This is a genomic window from Azospirillum sp. TSO22-1 (assembly GCF_003116015.1).
GTDB lineage: Bacteria > Pseudomonadota > Alphaproteobacteria > Azospirillales > Azospirillaceae > Azospirillum.
In genome coordinates, this window is sequence record NZ_LGQZ01000030.1 from 117,664 (window position 1) to 139,921 (window position 22,258).

The window sequence follows — 22,258 nt, forward strand, 5'->3', positions numbered from 1 at the left end:
GATGGTTCCTCGCTTCAATGCCCGGCCATGCAGCGGCCGATGACCGTCAGGTCGGCCGAAACGGGCGTGGTCTCGTGGACGATGGCCCCGCGCGACATCACCACCAGCCGGTCGGACAGCTCCAGAAGCTCGTCCAGGTCCTCGCTGACCAGCAGCACGGCGGCGCCGCGGTTGCGCGCCTCGACGATCTGCGCGTGGATGTCGGCGACCGCGGCGAAGTCCAGACCGAACACCGGGTTGGCGGCGATCAGCACCGCCACGTCGCCGGACAGCTCGCGCGCCAGCACCGCGCGCTGCACGTTGCCGCCGGACAGCGTGCCGATGGGCGCGTCGGGGCCGGTGGTCTTCACCCTGTAGCGTTCGATCAGCGCCTGCGCCGCCGCGCGGACGGCGCGCGTGTCCAGCCACCAACCGCCGCGGGCGCAGGGCGATTGGTCGAAGCGGCGGAAGGCCATGTTCTCGGCGACGCTCATGCCCGGCACGCAGGCGGATTTCAGCGGCTCCTCGGGCAGGGAGAACACCTTGTGGCGGCGCATCTCGGCGCGGGTGGCGGCGTAGGGCTCGCCGTGCACGCGCACCGTCCCGGCGCTGGCCGGGCGCTGGCCGGCGAGCACCTGCACCAGCTCGACCTGCCCATTGCCGGACACCCCGGCGACGCCGACGATCTCCCCGGCGCGGACCTGGAGGTCGACACCGCCGACCGCCGGGGTGCCGGTGTCGTCCTCGGCGCGCAGGCCGCTGACCTCCAGGCGGATCTCGCTCCGCGGCGTGGCGGCGCGGGCGGCGGGCCCGGCCACGGCGGCGTCGCCGATCATCAGGCGGGCCAGCGTGTCCGGCGTGTGGGCGCCGACCGGACCGCTGCCCACCAGCCGGCCGCGGCGCAGCACCGAGACATCGTCGGCGAAGGCCATCACCTCGCGGAACTTGTGGGTGATGATCAGCACGCTGAGCCGCCCGCTCTCCGCCATGCCGCGGATCAGGCCCAGCGTCTCGTCCGCCTCGTCGGGCGTGAGCACCGAGGTCGGCTCGTCGAGGATCAGGAAGCGGGCCTGGAGGTACAGCTGCTTGACGATCTCCGCCTTCTGCTTGTCGCCGGCGGCCAGCGTGGCGACCGGGGCGTCCAGCTCCACCTTGAAGGGCATGGTGCGCAGGAAGGCGGCCAATTCCTTGCGCTCGGCCTTCCAGTCGATCAGCGCCGGCACCTCGGCGCGCGCCATCACCAGGTTCTCCAGCACCGTCATGCGCGGCACCAGCGTGAAGTGCTGGTAGACCATGCCCAGGCCGTGCCTCTGCGCGGCGCGCGGGTTGCCGATCACCACCTCGTGGTCGTCCACCAGCACCGCGCCCTCGTCGGGGCGGTGGAAGCCCATGACGCACTTGACCAGCGTGCTCTTGCCGGCGCCGTTCTCGCCCAGCAGCGCGTGCACGGTGCCGGGGCGCACCTTGAGGCTGACGCCGTCGAGCGCGGTGAAGCCGTCGAAGCGCTTGGTGATCGCCACCGCCTCCAGGGACGGGGCGCCCACCCACGTCATCACGTTCATGGCAGGTGCTCCAGCAGCCGCGCGCTGTCGCCGACCGCGCCGAAGACGCCGCCCTGCATGGTGACCATCTTGATGGCGGCCTCGTGGTTGCCGCGATCGGTGGCGCCGCAGCCGTCGGCCAGCAGCAGGCACTCGAAGCCGCGGTCGTTGGCCTCGCGCATGGTGGTGTGGACGCAGACGTCCGTGGTGATGCCGGTCAGCACAATGTTCTCGATGCCGCGGGTGCGCAGGATCAGCTCCAGGTCGGTGGCGCAGAAGCTGCCCTTGCCGGGCTTGTCGATCACCGACTCGCCGGGCAGCGGGGCGAGTTCCGGGATGATCTCCCACCCCGGCTCGCCGCGCACCAGGATGCGACCGCAGGGCCCAGGGTCGCCGATGCCGGCGCCGATGCGGCGCGAGCGCCAGCGCTTGTTGGCCGGCAGGTCGGAGAGGTCGGGCCGGTGCCCCTCGCGGGTGTGCAGGACGTGGTAGCCGCCAGCCCGCATGGCGGCCAGCACACGCCGGATCGGCTCGATGGGTGCCCGGGTCAGCGCGAGGTCGTAGCCCATGGCGTCCACGTAGCCGCCGACGCCGCAGAAGTCCGTCTGCATGTCGATGACGATCAGCGCGGTGTTCTCCGGCCGCAGGTCGCCGTTGTAGGGCCAGGGGTACGGCTCGGCGGGGATGAAGCGTTCGGCCATGGTCGTTGCTCCTAGCGGGTAACGGACAGCTCGGCCGGGGCGCCGGCCAGCCGGTGGCGCGCGGACGAGGTGGCGATCATGATGGCGAGCGTCAGCACGTAGGGCGCCGCGTTGAACAGGTAGTAGCCCTGCGTCACGCCGACCGCCTGCAAGGCCGGCCCCAGCGCCCCCGCGCCCCCGAACAGCAGCGAGGCCCAGAAGCACAGCACCGGGTCCCAGCGCGCGAAGATGACCAGCGCCACCGCGGTGATGCCCTGGCCGCTGGACAGCCGCTCGTTCCAGCTGCCGGGGTAGTGCAGCGACAGGAAGGAGCCGCCGACCCCCGCCAGGAAGCCGCCCGCCGCGGTGGCGAAAAGGCGCACGCGGTTGACCGGGTAGCCCATGGCGCGCGCCGCCTCGGCGCTCTCGCCGACGATGCGCAGCACCATGCCCCAGCGGGTGTTGCGCAAGCCCCAGACCAGCAGCGGCGCCAGCACCGCGCCGATCAGGAACAGCGCGTTGACCTGGAGGGCGGAGCGCACCTGCTGCGACGTGCTCCACCAGCCGAAGTCGATGGAGGGCAGCTGGGGTGCCTGCGGCTGGATGTACGGCTTGCCGAGGAAGAAGGCGAGGCCGGTGCCCAGCAGCATCAGCGCGATGCCCACGGCGATGTCGTTGACCCGCTCCAGCGAGCAGACGGCGGCGTGCAGGATGCCGAAACCCGTTCCCGCCAGCCCGGCGACCAGCACGCCGAGCCACGGGCTGCCGGTGCCGTAGGCGACGGCGTAGCCGCTCATCGCCCCCATCACCAGCGTGCCTTCCAGGCCGAGGTTGATGCGCCCACTCTTCTCGGTCAGGCACTCGCCGAGGCTGACGAACAGGAAGGGCGTGGAGACGCGGATGGCCCCGGCCAGCACCGCCAGCGGCACGCCCCACCAGCCGGGCGAGGTTTCGTCCATATCACGCCTCCTGCGGCTGCTTGGCAAGGCGCGGCAGCCGCACGCGGCCGTGCAGCCCCTCGCTGGCCAGCAGCGTCACGAAGATAATTCCCTGCAGCACCAGCACGCTGGCATCCGGCAGGCCGAGGCGGCGCTGCAGCAGCCCGCCGCTGGCGCCGATGCCGCCGAACAGGATGGCGACCGGGATGACCGCCAGCGGGTTCTGCCGCGCCAGGAAGGCGACGAGGATCCCGGTGGAGCCGTAGCCCGCGACCAGCGAGGCGTTGGCCCGCCCGTGCACCGCCGCCACCTCGACCATCCCCGCCAGCCCGGCCATGGCGCCGGCCAGCGCCGTGGTGACGATCAGCAGCCGCCCGACGGGAAGCCCGGCCATGCGCGCCGCCCGCGGGTTGCCGCCGACCATGCGCGCCGCGAAGCCGAAGGTCGTCCGCCGCATCAGCACCCAGGCGGCCAGCGCGCAGACCACGCCGACCACCAGCCCCCAGTGCACGTCCATGCCGGGCAGCGTGCCGATGGTGTAGTCATCGGCCAGCGGCGCCGTGGACGGCTTGTTGAGGCTGGCCGGGTCCTTCAGCGGCCCCTCGACCATGTGGTTCAGCACGGCGATGGCGATGTAGGAGAGCAGCAGGCTGGAGATCGTCTCGTTCACCCCGCGCCCGTGCCGCAGCGCCCCGGCACCGCCGATCAGCAGCGCCCCCGCCGCCATGGCCGCCAGCCCCATCGCCGGCACCACGACCGGCGCCGGCGCCCCCTCCAGCGCCAGCCCGGTCGCCGCCGCGGCGAGCGCGCCGAGCACCAGCGCCCCCTCCCCGCCGATGACGACGAGGCCGAGTTGCGCCGGCAGCGCCGTGCACAGCGCGGTGAGGATCAGCGGGGCGGCGCGCGTCAGCGTGTTCTGCCAGGAGAACCAGGAACCGAAAGCGCCGGTGTACATCAGCTGGTAGACGTCGAGTGGGCTGACGCCGATCAGCGCCACGAAGGCGCCGAACAGCGCCAGCGACGCCGCCAGCGCGGCGACGGGGACGAGGATCGCGGTCATGGCGGCATCACGCGATGCTGCCGACGACGCCCTCGACCAGCCAGTTCATCGACTCCAGCGCGATGTCGGTCTGCCCGTGCTCGGTGCCGGCGGCGATGACGATGTTGCCCTTGTTGTCCTTCAGCGGGCCCTTGTAGACCACGAAGCTGCCGGCCATGAACTGGCCCTTCACGTCGTCGGCGTGGTTGCGCGCCTTGTCGGACACCGCGGCGCCGTAGGGCGAGGTCTTGACGATGCCCTCCTTCAGGCCGCCGCGCACGAGGTTCGGCGGCTTGATGCCGCCCTGCACCATCTTGACGTAATCCGTATAGACCTTGGCCCAGTTCCACTCCGCCCCGGTCAGGTAGCCGTTGGGCGCCAGTTTGGCCTGGTTGGCGTGGTAGCCGGTGACGTAGATGCCGCGCTTCTCGGCGGTCTCGACAATCACCTTGGGGCTGTCCACATGGCAGGTGACGACGTCCACGCCCTGGGCGATCAGGCTGTTGGTCGCCTCCGCCTCCTTCACCGGCATCGACCAGTCGCCGGTGAAGATCACCGCCGTGGTGATCGACGGATCGACCGACCGCGCGCCCAGCGTGAAGGAGTTGATGTTGCGCAGCACCTGCGGGATCGGCTTGGCGGCGACGAAGCCCAGCTTCTTCGTCTTGCTGGCGTAGCCGGCGACGATGCCCGAGAGGTACTGCGCCTCGTCGATGTAGCCGAAGTAGCTGCCGACGTTGTCCGGGTGCTTGCCCTTGGTCCACAGCCCGCCGCAGTGCAGGAAGGCGAGGCCCTTGTGCTTCTTCGCCTCCTTCAGCACGTGCGGGTCGAAATAGCCGAACGAGGTCGGGAACAGCAGCGAGGCACCGTCGAGGTTGATCATGCTCTCCATGGTCTTCTCGACGTCGACCGTCTCCGGCACCTTCTCCTCTTCCAGGACCTTGACGCCGGGCATCAGCTTGACCGCCGCCGCGCCCTCGGCGTGCGCCTGGTTGTAGCCGAAGTCGTCGCGCGGCCCGACGTAGACGAAGCCGATCACCAGGTCCTTCGCCAGGGCCGGCGTCCACGGCAGGCCGGCGCCCAGCGCGCTCAACCCGCCGGCGGCGGTCACGGTCTTCAGGACGGAACGGCGGGAAAGGCGCAGACGATCGACCATGTCTCATCCCCTTCGACGGAGTGTGCCCAGGATTTTCGAAGGTTCGAGCAAGCCGTGTGCCACATTGTATGGAATGAGCTAACCGATTGCACTTTAACGGAAAAAACCCTCTCTCGGCGGAAGATCTCAAACGGCATCTGCACAAATAATAGCCCGATACGGCGGCACAGATGAAAGTGTATGCAATTCTGCACACACGTCGCCCCCACGTGCTTGTGCCGCCAGATCGGCGCAAGCACGAAACCATTGAAAATTGCGCCTTCCAGGGCGTATCTCCGGTGTTGGAACGGTGCATGCATCTCTGCGTGCGTCACGACCGGAGGACACCCATGAGGGCGGCGAAGCGACAGACCGTGAGCCCGGCGCGGGGGACGCTGGTGGAGCGTCTCGTCCAGGGCATCGCCGACGACATCGTCGAGGGGCGGCTGCCGCCCGGCGTGCGGCTGGAGGAGGTCGAGCTGGCGTCCCGCTTCCGCGTGTCGCGCACGCCGGTGCGCGAGGCGCTGCGGCTGCTGGCGGCCTCCGGGCTGGTGGAGAACCGGCCGAACCGCGGCGCCATCGTCGCCACCATCGGCGAGGACCGGCTGTACGAGCTGTTCGAGGTGATGGCCGAGCTGGAGGGCGTCTGCGCCCGCCTCGCCGCGCAGCGGATGACGCCGGCCGAGCGGCGCGCGCTGGAGACGCTGCACATGGATTCGGCGGCGCTGGTGCGCTCCGGCGACCGCGAGCGCTACGAGGCGGTGAACTCGCGTTTCCACGCGTCGCTGTACCGCGGCGCGCACAACACCGCGCTGGAGGAGACGGTGCTGGCCGCCCGCCGGCGCGTCGCCGCCTTCCGCCGCGCGCAGTTCCACGTGCTGGGCCGCCTCGCCAAGAGCTGGGAGGAGCACGACCAGGTGGTGCGTGCCATCCTCTGCGGCGACGGCGACGCGGCGGCGCGCGCCATCCGCGCGCACGTGCAGATCGTCCGCGCCGCCTCGGCCGAGTTCATCGCCAGCACCCACCCGCTGCCGTCGGCGCTCACAGAAGGCTGACGTGCGCGGCGACGATGCGCCAGCCCTCAGGCAAGCGCGCCCAGGTCTGGCTCTGCCGGCCGAGCGTGCCGGAGCCGTGGCGGCGGAACTCGGTGTTGGCGGTGGCGAGGTCGCGGCCGAAAGTGGTGATGACGGTGTTCGACAGGTCACGCGCGAGGTCCCCCGCCGGCCGCGCCGCGCGGAAGGCGCGGATCGCCTCGATGCCGTAGAGGTTCTCCCCGGCGCCGTAGCGCAGCACCAGCGGGCTGTCCCAGAACAGCGCGTCCAGCGTGGCGAGGTCGTTGCCGACCAGCGCCGCTTCGTAGCAGCGGAACAGCGCCGCCACCTCGGCGAGGGTTTCGGGGTCGTTGATCTGCATGCGTTTGCCTCCCCAAAAGCCCTTTCCCCCCATGAACAAGCACCTTCCCGTCATCCCCGCGCAGGCGGGGATCCATAATTCCCAAAGCGAGCGGCTGCGGAACGTATGGATCCCCGCCTGCGCGGGGATGACGACCAAAGACATCCGGCTCCATCACAGCCGCGCCACCGGCGCGTGCGCCACGCCCATCGCCTCCAGCGCCGCGGCGACGCGCAGGCACAGGTCCTCGCGCCAAGGTGCGGCGATGACCTGCACGCCGAGCGGCAGCGGCCCCAGCCCCCACACCGGCACCGCCGCCACCGGTAACCCGATGAAGGAAATGGGCTGCGTGTAGATCCCGAGGTTCGGCCGCACCGCCACCTCCGCGCCGCCGAGCGTCATCGTCTTCTGCCCGATGCGCGGCGCCGGACACGGCGTGCTTGGAGCAAGGATCAGGTCGACCTCGCGGAACAACTCCAGCACGCGGTCGTGGTACCCGCGGCGGAAGCGCTGCGCCTTCACCACCCAGGCGGCGGGCAGCAGCGCGCCGGCCAGGAAGCGGTCGCGGGTATCCGGATCAAAATCCGCCGCCCGGCAGCGCAGCCGATCGAGGTGGAAGGCGCTGCTCTCCGCGTTGGTGATCAGGAAGGCGGCAGCGCGGGCGCGCTGCGCTTCGGGCAGGTCGGCCTCGCGGCCGGCGCCGAGCGCTTCGGCCACGCGGTCCACGGCGGCGAGCGCCTCCGGCTGGGCGCCGGTGCGGAAATAGCCGCCGGCCACGGCGACGCGCAGGCCGTCCAATCCCTTTGCCAGTTCCGGCACCGTCGACTCGACCGGGCGAGCGGCGCACGCCGGGTCGTGCGGGTCGGTGCCTTGCAGCGCGTCGTAGCACAGCGCCAGATCCTCCGCCGAGCGGGCGAAGGGACCGAGATGGTCGAGGCTGTCACAGAACGGGAAGCTTCCGGTACGCGGCAGGCGCCCGTAGGTGGGCTTCAGCCCGAAGACGCCGCACAGCGCCGACGGCACGCGGATCGAGCCATTGGTGTCGGAGCCCAGCGCCACCGGCACGAACCCAGCCGCCACCGCGGCGCCGGAACCGCCGGACGAGCCACCGGACATGCGCTCCAGGTCGTGCGGGTTGCGCGACGGGCCATGGTGCGCGTTCTCGCCGGTGAAATCGTAGGCGTACTCGCCCATGTTCAGCCCGCCGAGCAGCAGCGCGCCGGCGCGGCCCAGGCGCGCCACCAGCGCGGCGTCGGCCGCGGCGGGCGGGTTATCACGGTTGATCTTCGATCCGGCCAGCGTCGGCAGGCCGGCGATGTCGAACAGGTTCTTCACCGCGTAGGGGACGCCTGCCAGCGGGCCGAACGGCCGACCGGACGCGCGGGCGCGGTCCACCGCGTCGGCCTCGGCGAGCGCGCGCTCCGCCGTCACGTCGGTGAAGGCGCCGACGCGGCCGTCGTGCGCGGCGATGCGCTCCAGCGCCGCCTGCGCCACCTCGCGGGCCGAGACCTCGCCCGCCGCAACGGCACGGGCGATGGCGGCGGCGGTGTCCGGCAGGGCGCTCACTTGGTCACCTCGCCCGGGCGGTAGACGGCCGCGCCCTCGGCCATGGAATCGTCCACCGCCGCCTCGACCAAGTCTGCCATCGCGGCGGCCACCGTCAGGAAGCCGGCGACGCCGGCCCGCCACTCCGGGCGGATCTCCAGGCCCAGCGCCGGGGCCAGCGCGTCGATGTGCTTGTCGGGATCGAAGGCCGTCATCGGGTCAGTCTCCGGCGAAGTGGCAGGCGGCCTCGTGGCCGTCGCCGACGGGGCGCAGGGCGGGCATGGCTTCGGCGCAGCGCGGCTCGCCCATCGGGCAGCGGCCGTGGAAGCGGCAGACGGTGGGCGACGGGTCGATGGGACTGCGCGGCTCGCCGGTCAGGCGCAGGCGCTCCCCCTTGTCCTCGCCGAGCGACGGGATGGCGGCGAGCAGGGCGCGGGTGTAGGGGTGCGCCGGGCGGTCAAAGACGGCGTCGGCCGGCCCGCTCTCGACGATGCGGCCCAGGTACATGACCAGCACCCGGTCGCACAGCAGCCGCACCACGTTGAGGTCGTGCGACACGAACAGGTAGCTGACGCCGAGCTGCCGGCGCAGGTCGTCGAGCAGCCGCAGCACCACCGCCTGCACCGACACGTCGAGCGCCGCGGTTGGCTCGTCGAGGATCAGCAGCTTGGGCTCCGGCCCCAGCGCGCGGGCGATGCCGACGCGCGCCTTCTGCCCGCCCGAGAGCTGGTGCGGGAAGCGGCCCAGCAGCTCGACCGGCAGGCCGACCATGCGGGCCAGTTCCTCCACCCGCGCCGTCAGCGTGGCTCTGGTCCACGGCCCCTTCAGGCGGCGCAGCGGGTCGGCGATCAGGTCGAAGGCGGTGAAGCGCGGGTTGAGGCTGTCGGTCGGGTCCTGGAACACCATCTGCACCAGCGCCCGGTCCGACGTACCGGTGAAGCGCGCGGCGGGGACGTAGCCGATCTCCCGCTCCTCGAAACGGATGGAGCCGTCGCTGGGGTCAAGCACCCGCGTCAGCATGCGGACCAGCGTCGACTTCCCGCAGCCGGACTCACCGACGAGGCCGACCGCCTCGCCGGGCGCAATGGAGAAGCTGACGCGGTCCACCGCGTGCAGCGTCTGCTTGCCCACCGGGAAGCGGCGCGACAGGTCGAGCACGTCGAGCAACGGTCTCATCACAGCGGCCTCGCACAGGCAACGAGGTGGTTGGGCCGCACCGCCAGCCGCGGCAGCGGGCCGGCGCCGCAGGCGGCGTCCACCCGCTCGCAGCGGGCGGCGTAGCGGCAGGGCGGCAGGTCGCCGCGCAGGTCGGGCAGCGAGCCGGGGATCGGCTCCAGGTCGGCCAGCGCCACGCCGGGGCGCGGCGTGGTGGCGATCAGGCGGCGGGTGTAGGGGTGGCGCGGGGCGGTGAACAGGTCGGCCGTCGGCGCCACCTCGACCACGTGGCCGGCGTGCATGACGGCGATACGGTCGCAGCGCTCGGCGGCGAGGCCGAGGTCGTGGGTGATCAGGATCACCGCCATGCGGCTCTCGCGCGCCAGGTCGCCGACCAGGTCCATGATCGCCGCCTGGGTGGTGACGTCGAGGCCGGTGGTCGGCTCGTCGGCGATCAGCAGCTTGGGCGCGCAGGCCAGCGCCAGCGCGATCATCACCCGCTGGCACATGCCGCCGGACATCTCGAACGGGTAGGCCTTCGCGCGCCGCTCCGGGTCGGGGATGCGGACCCTGGCCAGCATCTCGACGGCCTTCACGCGCGCCTCCGCACGGGTCAGGCCGGCGTGGCGGAGCAGCACGTCCTCGATCTGCTTGCCCACCGGGCGGATCGGGTTGAGCGCGACGCGCGGGTTCTGGAAGATCATCGCCATCTCGGCGCCGCGCAACGCGTCGAGGTCGCGGGCGGGGGCGGTCAGCAGATCCAGCCCCTCGAAGCGGACGGCACCGCCGGCGATCCGGGCCGCCGGGTCGGAAATGCCCATGATGGCGAAGGACAGCACCGACTTGCCGGAGCCGGACTCGCCGACGATGCCCAGCGTCTCGCCCTTGGCGAGGTCCAGGGTGACGCCCTCCAGGGCGCGCACCGTGCCGGCACGGGTGCGGAAGGCCAGCGACAGGTTTTCGACGCTGAGAAGGGTCATGTCCGCCTCCGCGGATCGATGATGTCGCGCAGACCGTCGCCCAGCAGGTTGAAGCAGAAGACCGCCAGCATCAGCACCGTGCCGGGGAACAGCGCCACCCACCACTCGCCCGACACGATGTAGCTGGCGCCCTCGGCGACCATGATGCCCCATTCCGGCGTCGGTGGGCGCACGCCCAGGCCGATGAAGGACAGGCCGGCGGCGTTGAGGATCGCGTAGCCCATGTTCAGCGACACCTGCACCATCATCGGTGGCAGGATGTTGGGGAACAGGTGGAAGCCCAGGATGCGGGCGTCGCCGTTGCCGCCCAGCCGCGCCGCCTCGATGAAGCCCGCCTCGCGCCGGGCGTTGGTCTCGGCCCGCGCCATGCGGACGTAGAAGGGGAAGTTGATGATCGCGGTGGCGACTACGATGTTGCCCACCGTGTTGCCCAGCGCCGCCACCACGCCCATGGCCAGCACGAACAGCGGGAACGCCATGATGGTGTCGACGAGGCGGGAGAGGACGCGCTCCACCGTGCCGCCGAACCAGCCGGCGCACACCCCCGCGACGCTGCCGAAGGCGAAGGACAGCGCCACCGCGGCCAGCGAGATCTGCACGTCCAGCCGGGTCGCCACCATGACCCGCGAGAGGATGTCGCGCCCCAGGTGGTCGGTGCCGAACCAGTGCGCCCACGACGGCGGCTGCAGCGCCGCCGCGGTGTCGCTGGCCAGCGGGTCGTAGGGCGCCAGCGCCGGCCCAGCCAGCGCCAGCAGCAGGATCAGCAGGAAGCCGCCGAAGGCCACCCCGGTCACCGGATTCTCGGCCAGCACGTAGCGGATGTGACGCAGCGTCGCCGTCATGCCTCGATCCTCACGCGGGGATCGATGATTCCGTACAGCACGTCGACCAGCAGGTTCAGCCCGACGTACATCACCGCCATGGTCAGGATGAAGCCCTGCACCGGCGCGTAGTCCGACGCCACCAGCGCCTCGATGGCGTAGGAGCCGATGCCGGGCCAGGAGAACACCTTTTCCACCAGCACGTTGGCGCCGAGCAGGAAGGAGAACACCATGCCCAGCGTCGTCACCACCGGCAGCAGCGCGTTGCGCAGCGCGTAGGTGACCAGCACGGTGGAGCGCGACAGGCCGCTCGCCCGCGCCGTGCGCACGAAGTCCGACGACAGCACGCCCAGCATGGAGGCCCGCGTCATGCGCGCCAGCGGCGCCACCGAGAACAGGCCGAGCGTCAGCGCCGGCAACGCCAACTGCGCCGCCGCGGCGCGGAAGGTCGCCCCCTCCCCCGCCAGCAGGGAGTCGATGAGTAGGAAGCCGGTGACCGTCGGCGGCGTGGTGGCGAACAGGTCCAGCCGCCCCATTGGCGCCGGCGCCCAGCCCAGCAGATAGTAGAAGACGTAGACCAGCAGCAGCCCGGTGAAGAACACCGGCAGCGACACGCCCGCGGTGCTGACGACGCGGGCTGAATGATCGATCCACGACCCCGGCCGCGTCGCCGCCGCCACCCCCAGCGGGATGGCGACGGTGACCGCCAGCAGCAGCCCGGCCAGCGTCAGTTCCAGCGAGGCCGGCAGGCGCGCCAGGATGTCGTCGCGCACCGGCTGCCCGGTGGTCAGCGACGTGCCCATCTCGCCCCGCGCCAGCTCGCCCAGATACGACAGGAACTGCTCCGGCAGCGAGCGGTCGAGGCCGAGGCGCTTGCGCACCTCCTCCACCGCCTGCGGCGTGGCGGCGGGGCCGGCGAAGTAGGCCGCCGGGTCGCCGGGCAGCGCCCGGGTCAGCACGAAGGTCACCACCACCACCGCCGCCACGCTGGGCAGCGCGCTGAGCAGGCGGCGGAGGATCAGGCGCAGCGTGCGCGGCATGGGCTCACCCCTTGCTCATCGGGCGGAAGTCGATGGCGCGGTGGAACCAGTAGGTGTAGCCATGGACGGTCTTCTGCATGGCGGCGTCCAGATAGTACTGGAAGATCGGGATGCGCGGGACGTCGTCCCAAGCGATCCGCACGAAGCCCTTCACCAGTTCCTCGTACTTGGCCGTGTCGGTCTCGAAGCGGGCGGCGTCGATCAGCGCGTCCATCGCCGGGTTCTGGTAGCTCATGATGTTGAACACCGCGTTCTGCCCGTGATAGCCCCAGAAGAAGTAATAGTCGGGATAGTTCAGCCAGCCCGAGAAGGTGTCGATCATGAAGGGCAGGTCCTTCTTCAGGATCGCCGCCCGCCAGTTGGCCCCGGGAATCTTGTTGATGGTGGCCTTGATGCCGATCTGCCCCAGCGATTCCTGGATCAGCGTGGCCATCGGCTCGGACAGGGTGGCGACGCCCTGGTTGATGCTGATGGTCGTCTCGAAGCCGTTGGGGAAGCCGGCTTCGGCCAGCAACGCCTTGGCTTTCTCGACGTCGGTGCCGTAGGGCGAGGGCTGCGGCCACGCGGCGCTGCTCACCCCCTTGCCGCCGAACATCGGGATGCCGCGGCCGTAGACCACCGCGTCCATGATCTTCTGGTAAGGCACGGCGTAGGCCACCGCGCGGCGGACCTTCACGTTGTCGAAGGGCTTCTGCGTGACGTTGAGGCCGACCGCCCACAGCGAGTTCTCGATGGGCACACCGACCACCTTGACCTTGCCGGCCTTCGCCAGTTCCTGCGCGTCCTTGGGCGGCAGGTCGAAGGAAACGTCGGCGTCGCCGCGCTCCACCAGCGCCCGGCGGTTGCCGGCCGACGGCACCTCGCGCATGACGATCTTCTTCAGCTTGGGCAGCGGGCCGGACTTCCAGCCGTCGTAGCGGGCGAGCACCAGCTCCTGCCCCGGCTTCCAGGACTCCACCTTGTAGGCGCCGCCGCCGGCGTCGGTCTTCTTGGTGAACTCCAGGCCCCAGGGGTCCTCCGGCGTGGCGTTCTTCTTCACCAGTTCGGAGTTCAGCACGATCGGCACCGGCACGCCGAGGTCGGGCAACGTCAGCTTGTCCTTGCGCAGCAGCTTGACGGCGAAGGTGTGGTCATCCACCACCACGAACTGCTCGGGTTTCTCGACCGAGCCCGCCTTCATCTGGAAGGTCGGAAAGCCACCCACCGTCACCATGCGGTCGAACGACCACTTCACGTCCTTCGCCGTCACCGGAGTGCCGTCGTGGAATGTGGCGTCCTTGCGCAGTTTGAAGACGATCTCGTCGTCCTTGATCTGCCAGCTCTCCGCCAGTTCCGGCTTGATCGCACTGTAATCATAGGACAGCGTGCCGTCCGGCAGCGTCTTGGTGCCGTAGGTGACGAGGCGGTCGTAGGTGTTCCACACCACGCCGTAGCTGGCGGGGTTGGCGCCCACCGTGTGGATGTCCAGGCTGTTGGTGCCGGACTCGACCACCACCAGCAGCGTCTCCTCGCGCCCCTGCGCGTGGGACAGGGCCGGGAGCGTCGCCAGGGCCGCTCCCAGGCCAAGGGCGGCAAGCAAGCGTTTCATCAACCATCCCTCCTCGTGTGCCACCCACGGCGCAGCCGGTCCGTGTGGCCTTTGTGCATACAATCGCCTCGCAAGGCGCGTGCCACGATCAGAGAATGCGCATTTCCAACGAGTTGCAGGCTATCATCGACGGCGGGCGTTGCGGCGGAAGCGCGCCGCTTGGGCAGAACTGCGGCCAATCGAGGGGAGAGCACGCCGCAAAGTCGCGCATTTTCAACGCACGCAACCTATCTGCATATTATTTGAACATCATCGCCTCTCCGGTGGGCAGATATCCCCACGACGAAGGCGCCTATACTCAGACTTTTCAATGCGATTGAACGGCCCATGCCTTGCATGCAATCTCGCATGCACTGCAACGCCAGGGAACGAGGCGCTCCATGACCAGTTCTGCCCCCACCCAAGTCGATTCGCTCGACATCGCCGGCCTGCTCGCGCGCTACCGCGCGGGGAGCCTGTCATCGACCGCGGTGGCGCACGCGGTGCTGGAGCGCATCGCGGCGGCGGGCGACGACAAGGTGTGGATCAGCCGCGTGCCCGATGCGGAGGTGCTGGCCCGTGCCCAGGCGCTGGAGGCGCTGCCGGCCGCGGAACGGGCGGCGCTGCCACTCTATGGCATTCCGTTCGCGGTGAAGGACAACATCGACGTCGCCGGCTTGGCCACCACCGCCGGCTGCCCGGCCTTCGCCTACAGCCCGGAGCGGACGGCGACCGGCGTGCAGCGCCTGCTCGACGCTGGCGCCATCCTGATCGGCAAGACCAACCTGGATCAGTTCGCCACCGGACTGGTCGGCGTGCGCTCACCCTACGGCGTGGCGCGCAACCCGTTCGACTCGCGCTACATCCCGGGCGGGTCGAGTTCCGGATCGGCGGTGGCGGTGTCGGCGGGGCTGGTCAGCTTCGCCCTGGGCACCGACACGGCGGGGTCGGGGCGCGTGCCGGCCGGCTTCACCAACATCGTCGGGCTGAAGCCGACCAAGGGGCTGATCAGCACCGCGGGCGTGGTGCCGGCGTGCCGGTCGCTCGACTGCGTGTCGGTGTTCGCGCTGACGGTGGAGGACTCGCTGGACGTGCTGGCGGTCATGGCCGCGCCGGACCCGGCCGATCCCTACAGCCGCCCTGCCCCGCCAAGCCCACCAGCGCCGCGCGCGCCCTTCCGCTTCGGCGTGCCGCGCGCCGAGCAAATGCCGTTCTTCGGCAACGCCGAGGCGGAGCGGGTGTACCGCGAGGCGCTCGGCCGGCTGGAGCGGCTGGGCGGGGTACGGGTGGAGATCGACTTCGCCCCGTTCGCCGCCGCCGCCGATCTGCTGTACAGCGGCGCCTGGGTGGCGGAGCGCACCGCGGCGGTCGGCGACTTCATCGCCGCGCACCCGCAGGAGACGCTGCCGGTGACGCGCACCATCATCGAGGGCGGCCGGGCGCTCTCCGCCGTCGATGCGTTCCGCGCCGCCTACCGGCTGGAGGAGTTGCGCGCCCAGGCGGCGCCCGTGTGGGAGACGATCGACGTGCTGGCGCTGCCCACATCGGGCACCATCTACACCATCGCCGAGGTCGAGGCCGACCCGATCCGTACCAACAGCACGCTGGGCGTGTACACCAATTTCGTGAACCTGCTGGACCTCTGCGGCATCGCCGTGCCGGCCGGGTTCCAGGCCGGCGGCCTGCCGGCGGGAATCACGCTGCTGGCGCCGGCCTTCCGCGATGCGGCGGTCGGCGTCATCGCCGCGGCGCTGCACCGGGCCGCCGGCCTGCCGCTCGGCGCCACCGGCGCACCGCATCCGGCGGCGCGGCCGACGCCCTACGGCGGCGCCGGGCTGCTGGAGCTGTTCGTGGTCGGCGCACACCTCTCCGGCCTGCCGCTGAACGGACAGCTCACCGACCTCGGCGCCCGTCTGGCCGGGCCGAGCCGGACCACGCCGGCCTACCGCTTCCACGCCCTGCCCGGCGCGCCGCCGCGCCCCGGCCTGCTGCGCATGGCCGAGGGTGGCACCGCCATCGACGGCGAGGTCTGGGAACTGACGCCGGAGGCGTTCGGGCGCTTCGTCGCGTCGATCCCGGCGCCGCTCGGCATCGGCCCGGTGGAACTGGCCGACGGGCGGCGCATCAGCGGCTTCCTGTGCGAGGCCGCCGCCACCGTGGGAGCCCCCGACATCTCGGCCTTCGGCGGCTGGCGCTCCTACCTGGACCGGGAAGCCCCGGCCAAGTAGGAGAGCCCCGGAGCCGTGCGCTTGCAAAGCGGGAGCAGGTCGGCCACCGTGCAACCGCGTGCAAGATGCAATCGGTTTCCAGGGGAGAGAGATCATGGCGCTGACGCTCTATGCCCACCCGTTCTCGTCCTACTGCCAGAAGGTGCTGATCGCGCTGTACGAGAACGGCACGCCGTTCGAGCTGCGCCTGCTTGCCCCCGACCAGCCGGCGGCACAGGAGTTCGCGACGCTGTGGCCGGTGAAGCGGATGCCGGTGCTGGTGGACGACGGACGCACCGTGGTGGAATCCAGCGTCATCATCGAGCATCTCGGGCTCTGCCACCCCGGCCCGGTGCGTCTGATGCCGGAAGATCCGCGCGCCGCCCTGCCGGTGCGCACCATGGACCGCGTCTTCGACAACTACGTGATGACGCCCATGCAGCGGATCGTCTTCGACGCCATCCGAGCCCCCTCCGACCGCGACCCGCACGGCGTCGCCGAAGCGCGGGCGCTGCTGGACACCGCCTACCGCTGGCTGGACGGCGCGCTGACGGGGCAGGGTTGGGCTGCCGGGGACGCCTTCAGCCTCGCCGACTGCGCGGCGGCGCCGTCGCTGTTCTATGCCGACTGGGTGCACCCCATCGCCGAGGAGTTCGGCACCCTGCGCGCCTACCGGCAACGCCTGCTGGCGCGGCCATCCTTCGCCCGCGCGGTGGACGAGGCGCGGCCCTACCGCCGCTTCTTCCCGCTCGGCGCACCGGATCGGGACTGACGGTCACCGCAGGCCGGCTTGGCGCGCGAGGTGTTCGCGCTCCAGCGTGCGGCGGAAGCTCGACGAGCAGACGTGCTGCATCAGCGCCTGCGGCGAGAAACCCGCAAGCAGCGGGTTCGCCATGAGCTCCGCAACAAGCGCCTCTGCCACCGGCTTGAGGTGGGCGGGAAGCGTGTCGAGGGAAGTCTCGTTGTCCATATGAGCGCCCGCTCAAGAATCATACGCCGCTCAAGCGCCACGATCATTGTGCGCCCCGCCCCATGTCCTACAATTCAACTTAGGTACGATCCAAGTCGGCAGTCGCTCGTTTCAAGAATTTCGTGCCCGCTGTCCGCCGTTGCCGCTGCGGCCGCACCAGCACCGGTTCCGCCCCTGGACATGGGGCGTAACACCAAATTTCTCTTTCTGGCCTTTGGTGGCGGCGGATCAAAACCCCGCCGACCATCGTATTGCCCCACATCTTCCATCTCACGGGGATCGCATCGTGATCGAGCTTGTTTTCGTTGTCTGCATGCTGTCGTCGCCGTCCGATTGCCGCCAGGAATGGCCGGTGTACCAGGAGCCCTACCAGAACACACTGATGTGCGTGCGCGAGGCGCAGTTCGTCGCCGCCAAGTGGACCAGCGAGCACCCGGCATGGAACGTGCGCCGCTGGACCTGCAGCCCGCCCCGCACCTGAGGCGTTTCGACCTAAGCACAATTGGCAAGCACCCGCGCCCGATGACCTACTGGGACACCGTGCCAGGGAGGCTCGCATGCTCCGTCCGGTGCTCCGGCGTCTCGTTCCGTTCGCCCTGCTGCTGGCCCTCGCCGTCCCGGCGGCGGCGGCCGAGCGCACGTCGCTCGTCGTCCTCGACGCCGAGGTGGAGGGCGACCTGTCCGACACGTCCCGGCGGGGCGAATGGGACGCCCGTGCGGCGCTGCTGACCCGGGCGCTGAAGGACGGCCTCAACGCCGACGGCCTCTACCGGGTGCTGGACGACAGCGCCGCGGCCGACCTGCTGGCACGGCTGCGCACGCGGCGCGAGGTGCACGCCTGCGAGGCCTGTCTGGTCGAGGTGGCGGAGCGTCTGGGCGGCGAGCGGGTGCTGTCCGCCTGGGTGTTCCGCATGAGCGCGCTGATCCTCACCTTGCACGTGGAGATCCGCGACGGAAAGAGCGGCGCCGTGCTGATCCGCAAGATCCTCGACTTCCGCGGCGACAACGACACGGCGTGGCTGCGGGCCGCCAACTACTTCGTGCGCTGGCTGCGCGACGACACGCCGGCCCTGCGCTGACGCGGCTACGGAAACTCCTCGGGTCGGACGGCCGGCTCGGCACGGGCTGTCGGCAGGCCGGCGGCGGCCCAGCCGTCGGTGCCCTCGGGGTACCAGCGGACGTCGGAAACCCCCCATTCGGCCAGCCGGCGCGCCGCGTTCCACGATAGCCAGCAACGCTCCAGGCAATAGACCACCACCGGTCCGGCGCGCCCGGCGAGGAAGGCGGCGAGCGTCGCGCGGAAACGCGTCTCGCGCTCCGGCGACAGGGCGGGTAGGCCGAGGTCGGGTAGCCACAGGCTGCCGGGGATGTCGTTGCGCGCCGGCGGCAGCCACAGCGCGCCCGCCGGCAGCGTCGCCGGCCGCGGCGGCACTGGCAGAACGTCGACCAGCGCGCCCGCGCCGGCGGTGACCAGCTTCCCGAGATCGATGGTGTCGATCAGCGCGACGCCGGGCGGCGGCCGGTCGCCGGTATCGGCGCGGAACTCGCGGACGCGGTAGCCGCGCGCGTCGAACAGCGGCTCCGCCGCCCCGGCGGCTCCCGCCAGCAGCAGGAGCAGGGCCAGGAGCGCTCGACCGGTCATTGCGTGTGGCTCAGCTCCGCCGCCTCGTCGAGGAGGGGCACCCCGTACCCGGTCAGCAGCGCGTCGATGCGCGGCTGCAGCTTGGCGAGGACGGTGTTGAGCGTCTTCTTCCACTCGTCGTCGCCGTTGCGCACGCCGAGCGTGACGCGGAAGTCGAGGCGGACGCCGCCCGTCTCCGCCGTCAGCGGCACGACTTTGAGCGCGTCGCCATGCCGCTTGGCGAAGTACCCGGCCACCGGCCCCCACGCCACGGCGGCGTCGGTCTTGCCCTCGGCGACGTCGTCGATCATCTGCCGGCCCGGCGATTCCGCCCGGGTGTCGACGACGAGGTGGTAGGGCTGCAGGGAGGCGAGGCGGCCGAGCGCCGCCAGCTGCGACGCCGGCGGCGTGCCGGCGATGACGCCGATCCGCTTGCCGTCGAGCTGCTGGTCGCCCAGCGCGCGCGCCGACAGGCCGGAATCCCGCCGGTAGACCAGCGCGTAGACCGAGCGGTAGTAGGGGTTGGTGTTCTGCACCAGCTCCGACGCCGTGGTCATCCCCATGATGACGTCGCAGCGCAGCGCGCCCAGCGTGTTGCGCACGAAGCCAACCGATTGCGGGTACCAAGCGTAGCGCACCGGCACGCCGAATTCGGCGGCCACCATCTCCGCCAGCTTGTTCTCGAACCCCTCGCCCGCGGTGTTGGAGAACGGCAGGCTGCTGGGATCGGCACAGACGCGCAACGCGGTGGGGTCGCGCACCGAAGGACCGGTGGCCAGCGCCGGAAGCGACGCCAGCATCCCCCCGAGAATCGCGGCGATCCCCGCCGCCCGCGCTGCGCCCATGCACCACCCTCCCCTTGTGTTGCCGCCTAGTTGGTCTTGGCGGCGACGAGTCTTTCCGGCCGGCCGCGGCCAAGCGCGCCGTCGGAGCGGGCCTTCAGGTAGCTGTAGATGTCCAGGATGTGGTCCATGACGTTGGGATCGCTGGCGAAGGCCGGCATGACGCGGATGTTGCCGCCGTTGTTGCCCTGCACCCCGCCCGCGACGATGCCCTCGAACTGATCGCTCGAAATCCGCTTCAGGGAGTCCACCAGGCTGGGTGCGAAGGAGCTGCCGAGCCCGTCCGGGCCGTGGCAGGTGTGGCAGATGCTGTGATAGCGGCGATAGCCGTTGTAGGTCTTGGGATCGACCTTGTTGCCGTCCTCGACCGTGTAGGGCTTGTCGGACGGCGGCGTGGACGCGGTCTGCTGAGCGGACTGCCCGCTGGCCGGAAACATGCCGACGAAGAGAGCCGCCGCGGCGAAACCCGCCACGGCGGCGTGCCTGAACAGAATGCGAAAGCTCATGTGTTTGGTCCTGGAAAATGTCGTCCACGCACGCTGCCGGGGATGCCCGGCCCCCGTGCGGAGGGCCGGGCAGGTCACCGGGTCGCTCAGTCGAGGCTGAACACCGTCAGCACGCCGCCGAGCTGCGTGTAGTTCGAGAGCTGCTTGTAGGCACCCACCGCGCCGAGGCCGGCGGTGTCCTCCTGCAGGCCGGCCGCCATGCCGATGCCGGCCCAGCCGCCCACGCCCGACAGCACCGCGACGTACTGCTTGCCGCCATGCATGTAGGTGTTGACGTTGCCGATGATGCCCGACGGGGTCTTGAAGCGGAACAGCTCCTTGCCCGACGAGGCGTCGACCGCCTTCAGGTAGCCTTCCAGCGTGCCGTAGAACACCACGTCGCCGGCGGTGGCCAGCGCGCCGCTCCACACCGAGAACTGCTCGGGGACCGACCACTTGATCTTGCCCTCGGAGGCGTCCCAGGCGATGAAGTTGCCGAGGTGCGTGCCGCCCGGCGCCGGGTACATGCTCAGCGTCGCGCCGACGTAGGGCTGGCCCGCCGCGTAGGCGACCTTGAACGGCTCGTAGTCCATGCAGACGTGGTTGGTCGGCACGTAGAACAGCTTGCTCTTCGGCGAGTAGGCCGAGGGCTGCTGGTCCTTGGAGCCGAGCGCCGCCGGGCAGACACCCTTGGTGTTGACGTCCTCGCCCTGCTTGTGGGTCGAGTACTTGTCGACCACCTGCGGCCGGCCAGTCGCCATGTCGACGTGTGTGGCCCAGTTGACCGCCGGATCGTACTTCTCGGCGACCAGCAGGGCGCCGTTGGTGCGGTCCATGGTGTAGCCGAAGCCGTTGCGGTCGAAGTGGACGAGCGCCTTGGTCGGCTTGCCCTTCACGTCGAGGTCCGCAAGGATCATCTCGTTGATGCCGTCGTAGTCCCACTCGTCGTGCGGGGTCATCTGGTAGACCCACTTCGCCATGCCGGTGTCGGCGTCGCGGGCGAAGATGGTCATCGACCAGCGGTTGTCACCGGGGCGCTGCACCGGGTTCCAGGTCGACGGGTTGCCGCTGCCGTAGTATATGAGATTCAACTCAGGGTCGTAGGTGTACCAACCCCACGTCGTACCGCCGCCGATCTTCCACTGATCGCCCTGCCAGGTGTTGGTGCCGGAGTCCTTGCCGACCGGCTTGCCGAGATGCGTGGTCTTCTCCGGGTCCACCAGGATGTCGCTGTCCGGGCCCATCGAGTAGCCGCGCCAAGCCTGCTTGCCGGTCTTGGTGTCGTAGGCGGTGACGTGACCGCGCACGCCGAACTCGCCGCCGGAGATGCCGACGTACACCTTGTCCTTGATGACCAGCGGCGCCGCGGTCGAGGTCTCGCCCTTGGTCGGGTCGCCGTTCTTGGCGGTCCAGACCAGCTTGCCGGTCTTGGCGTCGAGCGCCACCAGCGTGGTGTCGGCCTGCGAGAGGAACACCATGCCGTCGGCGTAGGCGAGGCCGCGGTTGACGGTGTCGCAGCACATCACCGGGATGACGCCGGCGTCCTGCTTCGGTTCGTACTTCCAGGCGATCCGGTTGCCGTTGGCGAGGTCGATGGCGAACACCGTGTTCGGGAACGGCGCGTGCACGAACATCATGTCGCCGATCACCAGCGGCCCGCCCTCGTGCCCGCGCAGCACGCCGGTGGAGAAGGACCACGCGACCTTCAGGTTCTTCACGTTGTCCTTGTTGATCTGATTCAGCTCGCTGTAACGCTGGCCCGAATAGTTGCCGAGCTGCATGGCCCACTGGTTGGGGTCCTTCTGCATCTTCAGCAGTTCGGAATTGGCCGACGCCTGACCGGCCGCAAGGGCCACCACGCCGACGGCGCTCGCACACAGAACCGACTTGAGGCGCATTTTCATCGTTCCCTCCCGGAAGGTGACCCGTATTGACGCGAATTTTCAAAAAGGCGACACGCCGGTCGCCGAACATGACCGCCACGCGAAGGAGCCAGCTTTTACCTGCGGGTCGCAGGTCTCCGACAAATTGGCCCGCCGGTTTTCAGGCTCATCGCCAAAACAAGCACGAGAAGAGCGCACTGGATCACTGCGCCTTGGATAATACGGCCCAGGTGCGCGTTAAGAAATTGTACCTTCGTCCAATGGTTCGCTTGCGCACACTGCAATAAGGTGATTAGCGTGAAGGACCGCGCAGGGCTGCCGCGATGAGACCCCGGGCCGGAACGCAACGCTGCCGGCGGCGCGCGGCCGTCGTGCTCCTCTACGCCCTCGCGGCGGGCGCCCCGGCCTGGGTGGAGGACGTCCGGGCGCAGGACCCGC

At 70.4% G+C, this 22,258-nt stretch carries 23 protein-coding genes; 5 read left to right on the top strand and 18 right to left on the bottom strand.

The features are described from left to right. Positions 1-14: 14 nt before the first annotated feature. Genes TSO221_RS09800 through TSO221_RS09820 form a run of 5 tightly spaced genes read right to left on the bottom strand, consistent with a single transcriptional unit; the run spans position 15 to position 5,333 of the window. Positions 15-1,541, bottom strand: a complete 1,527-nt coding sequence (locus tag TSO221_RS09800; protein ID WP_109118303.1) for an ABC transporter ATP-binding protein — start codon at positions 1,539-1,541, stop codon at positions 15-17. After that, positions 1,538-2,221 carry an isochorismatase family cysteine hydrolase gene (locus tag TSO221_RS09805; RefSeq protein ID WP_109118304.1) on the bottom strand — a complete coding sequence of 228 codons (684 nt, stop codon included), beginning with the start codon at positions 2,219-2,221 and terminating at the stop codon, positions 1,538-1,540. Before TSO221_RS09805 ends, TSO221_RS09800 begins: the two co-directional genes overlap by 4 nt. Positions 2,222-2,232: 11 nt before the next feature. Next, the gene (locus TSO221_RS09810) at positions 2,233-3,159 is read right to left on the bottom strand and encodes an ABC transporter permease (protein ID WP_109118305.1); all 927 of its coding nucleotides are present in this window, start codon (positions 3,157-3,159) and stop codon (positions 2,233-2,235) included. A gap of 1 nt (position 3,160) precedes the next feature. Beyond that, positions 3,161-4,198 (bottom strand): ABC transporter permease, encoded by a 1,038-nt coding sequence (locus tag TSO221_RS09815; RefSeq protein ID WP_109118306.1) that lies wholly within the window; start codon positions 4,196-4,198, stop codon positions 3,161-3,163. Between the two features lie 7 nt (positions 4,199-4,205). Continuing rightward, positions 4,206-5,333 (bottom strand): BMP family ABC transporter substrate-binding protein, encoded by a 1,128-nt coding sequence (locus tag TSO221_RS09820; RefSeq protein ID WP_109118307.1) that lies wholly within the window; start codon positions 5,331-5,333, stop codon positions 4,206-4,208. Positions 5,334-5,662: 329 nt separating this feature from the next. Between TSO221_RS09820 and TSO221_RS09825 the strand changes: the two genes are divergently transcribed. Then, a complete protein-coding gene (locus TSO221_RS09825; RefSeq protein ID WP_109118308.1) occupies positions 5,663-6,367 on the top strand; it encodes a GntR family transcriptional regulator in 705 nt (234 codons plus the stop codon). On the opposite strand, the gene hpxZ is transcribed toward TSO221_RS09825, so the two are convergent. The 8 genes from hpxZ to TSO221_RS09865 form a co-directional block, all read right to left on the bottom strand. Beyond that, a complete protein-coding gene (hpxZ, locus tag TSO221_RS09830; RefSeq protein ID WP_109118309.1) occupies positions 6,354-6,725 on the bottom strand; it encodes an oxalurate catabolism protein HpxZ in 372 nt (123 codons plus the stop codon). The genes TSO221_RS09825 and hpxZ overlap by 14 nt on opposite strands. Positions 6,726-6,878: 153 nt before the next feature. Then, a complete protein-coding gene (locus tag TSO221_RS09835) occupies positions 6,879-8,270 on the bottom strand; it encodes an AtzE family amidohydrolase (protein ID WP_109118310.1) in 1,392 nt (463 codons plus the stop codon). Beyond that, the gene (locus TSO221_RS09840; protein WP_109118311.1) at positions 8,267-8,464 is read right to left on the bottom strand and encodes a DUF4089 domain-containing protein; all 198 of its coding nucleotides are present in this window, start codon (positions 8,462-8,464) and stop codon (positions 8,267-8,269) included. The genes TSO221_RS09835 and TSO221_RS09840 overlap by 4 nt, the downstream gene beginning before the upstream one ends. Positions 8,465-8,468: 4 nt before the next feature. Beyond that, on the bottom strand, positions 8,469-9,425 hold the full coding sequence (locus TSO221_RS09845; RefSeq protein ID WP_109118312.1) for an ABC transporter ATP-binding protein: 957 nt from the start codon (positions 9,423-9,425) through the stop codon (positions 8,469-8,471). After that, a complete protein-coding gene (locus TSO221_RS09850; protein ID WP_109118313.1) occupies positions 9,425-10,384 on the bottom strand; it encodes an ABC transporter ATP-binding protein in 960 nt (319 codons plus the stop codon). The genes TSO221_RS09845 and TSO221_RS09850 overlap by 1 nt, the downstream gene beginning before the upstream one ends. Continuing rightward, a complete protein-coding gene (locus TSO221_RS09855; protein WP_109118314.1) occupies positions 10,381-11,226 on the bottom strand; it encodes an ABC transporter permease in 846 nt (281 codons plus the stop codon). Before TSO221_RS09855 ends, TSO221_RS09850 begins: the two co-directional genes overlap by 4 nt. After that, positions 11,223-12,245, bottom strand: a complete 1,023-nt coding sequence (locus TSO221_RS09860) for an ABC transporter permease (RefSeq protein ID WP_109118315.1) — start codon at positions 12,243-12,245, stop codon at positions 11,223-11,225. The genes TSO221_RS09855 and TSO221_RS09860 overlap by 4 nt, the downstream gene beginning before the upstream one ends. 4 nt (positions 12,246-12,249) lie before the next feature. Beyond that, positions 12,250-13,833, bottom strand: coding sequence for an ABC transporter substrate-binding protein (locus tag TSO221_RS09865; RefSeq protein ID WP_109118316.1), 1,584 nt, complete (start codon positions 13,831-13,833; stop codon positions 12,250-12,252). A gap of 380 nt (positions 13,834-14,213) precedes the next feature. Here TSO221_RS09865 and atzF point away from each other — a divergent pair, with 380 nt between their 5' ends. After that, positions 14,214-16,040, top strand: coding sequence for an allophanate hydrolase (gene atzF / locus TSO221_RS09870; protein WP_109118317.1), 1,827 nt, complete (start codon positions 14,214-14,216; stop codon positions 16,038-16,040). 94 nt (positions 16,041-16,134) lie between these two features. Beyond that, a complete protein-coding gene (locus tag TSO221_RS09875; protein ID WP_109118318.1) occupies positions 16,135-16,791 on the top strand; it encodes a glutathione S-transferase family protein in 657 nt (218 codons plus the stop codon). Between the two features lie 3 nt (positions 16,792-16,794). On the opposite strand, the gene TSO221_RS09880 is transcribed toward TSO221_RS09875, so the two are convergent. Beyond that, the gene (locus TSO221_RS09880) at positions 16,795-16,989 is read right to left on the bottom strand and encodes a hypothetical protein (protein ID WP_109118319.1); all 195 of its coding nucleotides are present in this window, start codon (positions 16,987-16,989) and stop codon (positions 16,795-16,797) included. A gap of 286 nt (positions 16,990-17,275) precedes the next feature. On the opposite strand from TSO221_RS09880, the gene TSO221_RS09885 reads away from it, so the two are divergent. Both TSO221_RS09885 and TSO221_RS09890 read left to right on the top strand, forming a co-directional pair. Further along, positions 17,276-17,470, top strand: coding sequence for a hypothetical protein (locus TSO221_RS09885; RefSeq protein WP_109118320.1), 195 nt, complete (start codon positions 17,276-17,278; stop codon positions 17,468-17,470). A gap of 76 nt (positions 17,471-17,546) precedes the next feature. Further along, on the top strand, positions 17,547-18,068 hold the full coding sequence (locus TSO221_RS09890) for a DUF2380 domain-containing protein (RefSeq protein ID WP_109118321.1): 522 nt from the start codon (positions 17,547-17,549) through the stop codon (positions 18,066-18,068). Between the two features lie 5 nt (positions 18,069-18,073). Here TSO221_RS09890 and TSO221_RS09895 read toward each other — a convergent pair whose 3' ends face one another. The 4 genes from TSO221_RS09895 to TSO221_RS09910 form a co-directional block, all read right to left on the bottom strand. Continuing rightward, positions 18,074-18,631: a rhodanese-like domain-containing protein gene (locus TSO221_RS09895; protein WP_109118322.1), complete on the bottom strand. Its 558-nt coding sequence runs from the start codon at positions 18,629-18,631 to the stop codon at positions 18,074-18,076. Then, positions 18,628-19,455 carry a substrate-binding domain-containing protein gene (locus TSO221_RS09900; RefSeq protein ID WP_199229428.1) on the bottom strand — a complete coding sequence of 276 codons (828 nt, stop codon included), beginning with the start codon at positions 19,453-19,455 and terminating at the stop codon, positions 18,628-18,630. Before TSO221_RS09900 ends, TSO221_RS09895 begins: the two co-directional genes overlap by 4 nt. Before the next feature lie 26 nt (positions 19,456-19,481). After that, a complete protein-coding gene (locus TSO221_RS09905; RefSeq protein ID WP_109118323.1) occupies positions 19,482-19,958 on the bottom strand; it encodes a c-type cytochrome in 477 nt (158 codons plus the stop codon). An 86-nt stretch (positions 19,959-20,044) separates the two neighbouring features. Further along, positions 20,045-21,841 carry a methanol/ethanol family PQQ-dependent dehydrogenase gene (locus tag TSO221_RS09910; protein WP_109118324.1) on the bottom strand — a complete coding sequence of 599 codons (1,797 nt, stop codon included), beginning with the start codon at positions 21,839-21,841 and terminating at the stop codon, positions 20,045-20,047. Positions 21,842-22,258 lie beyond the last annotated feature (417 nt).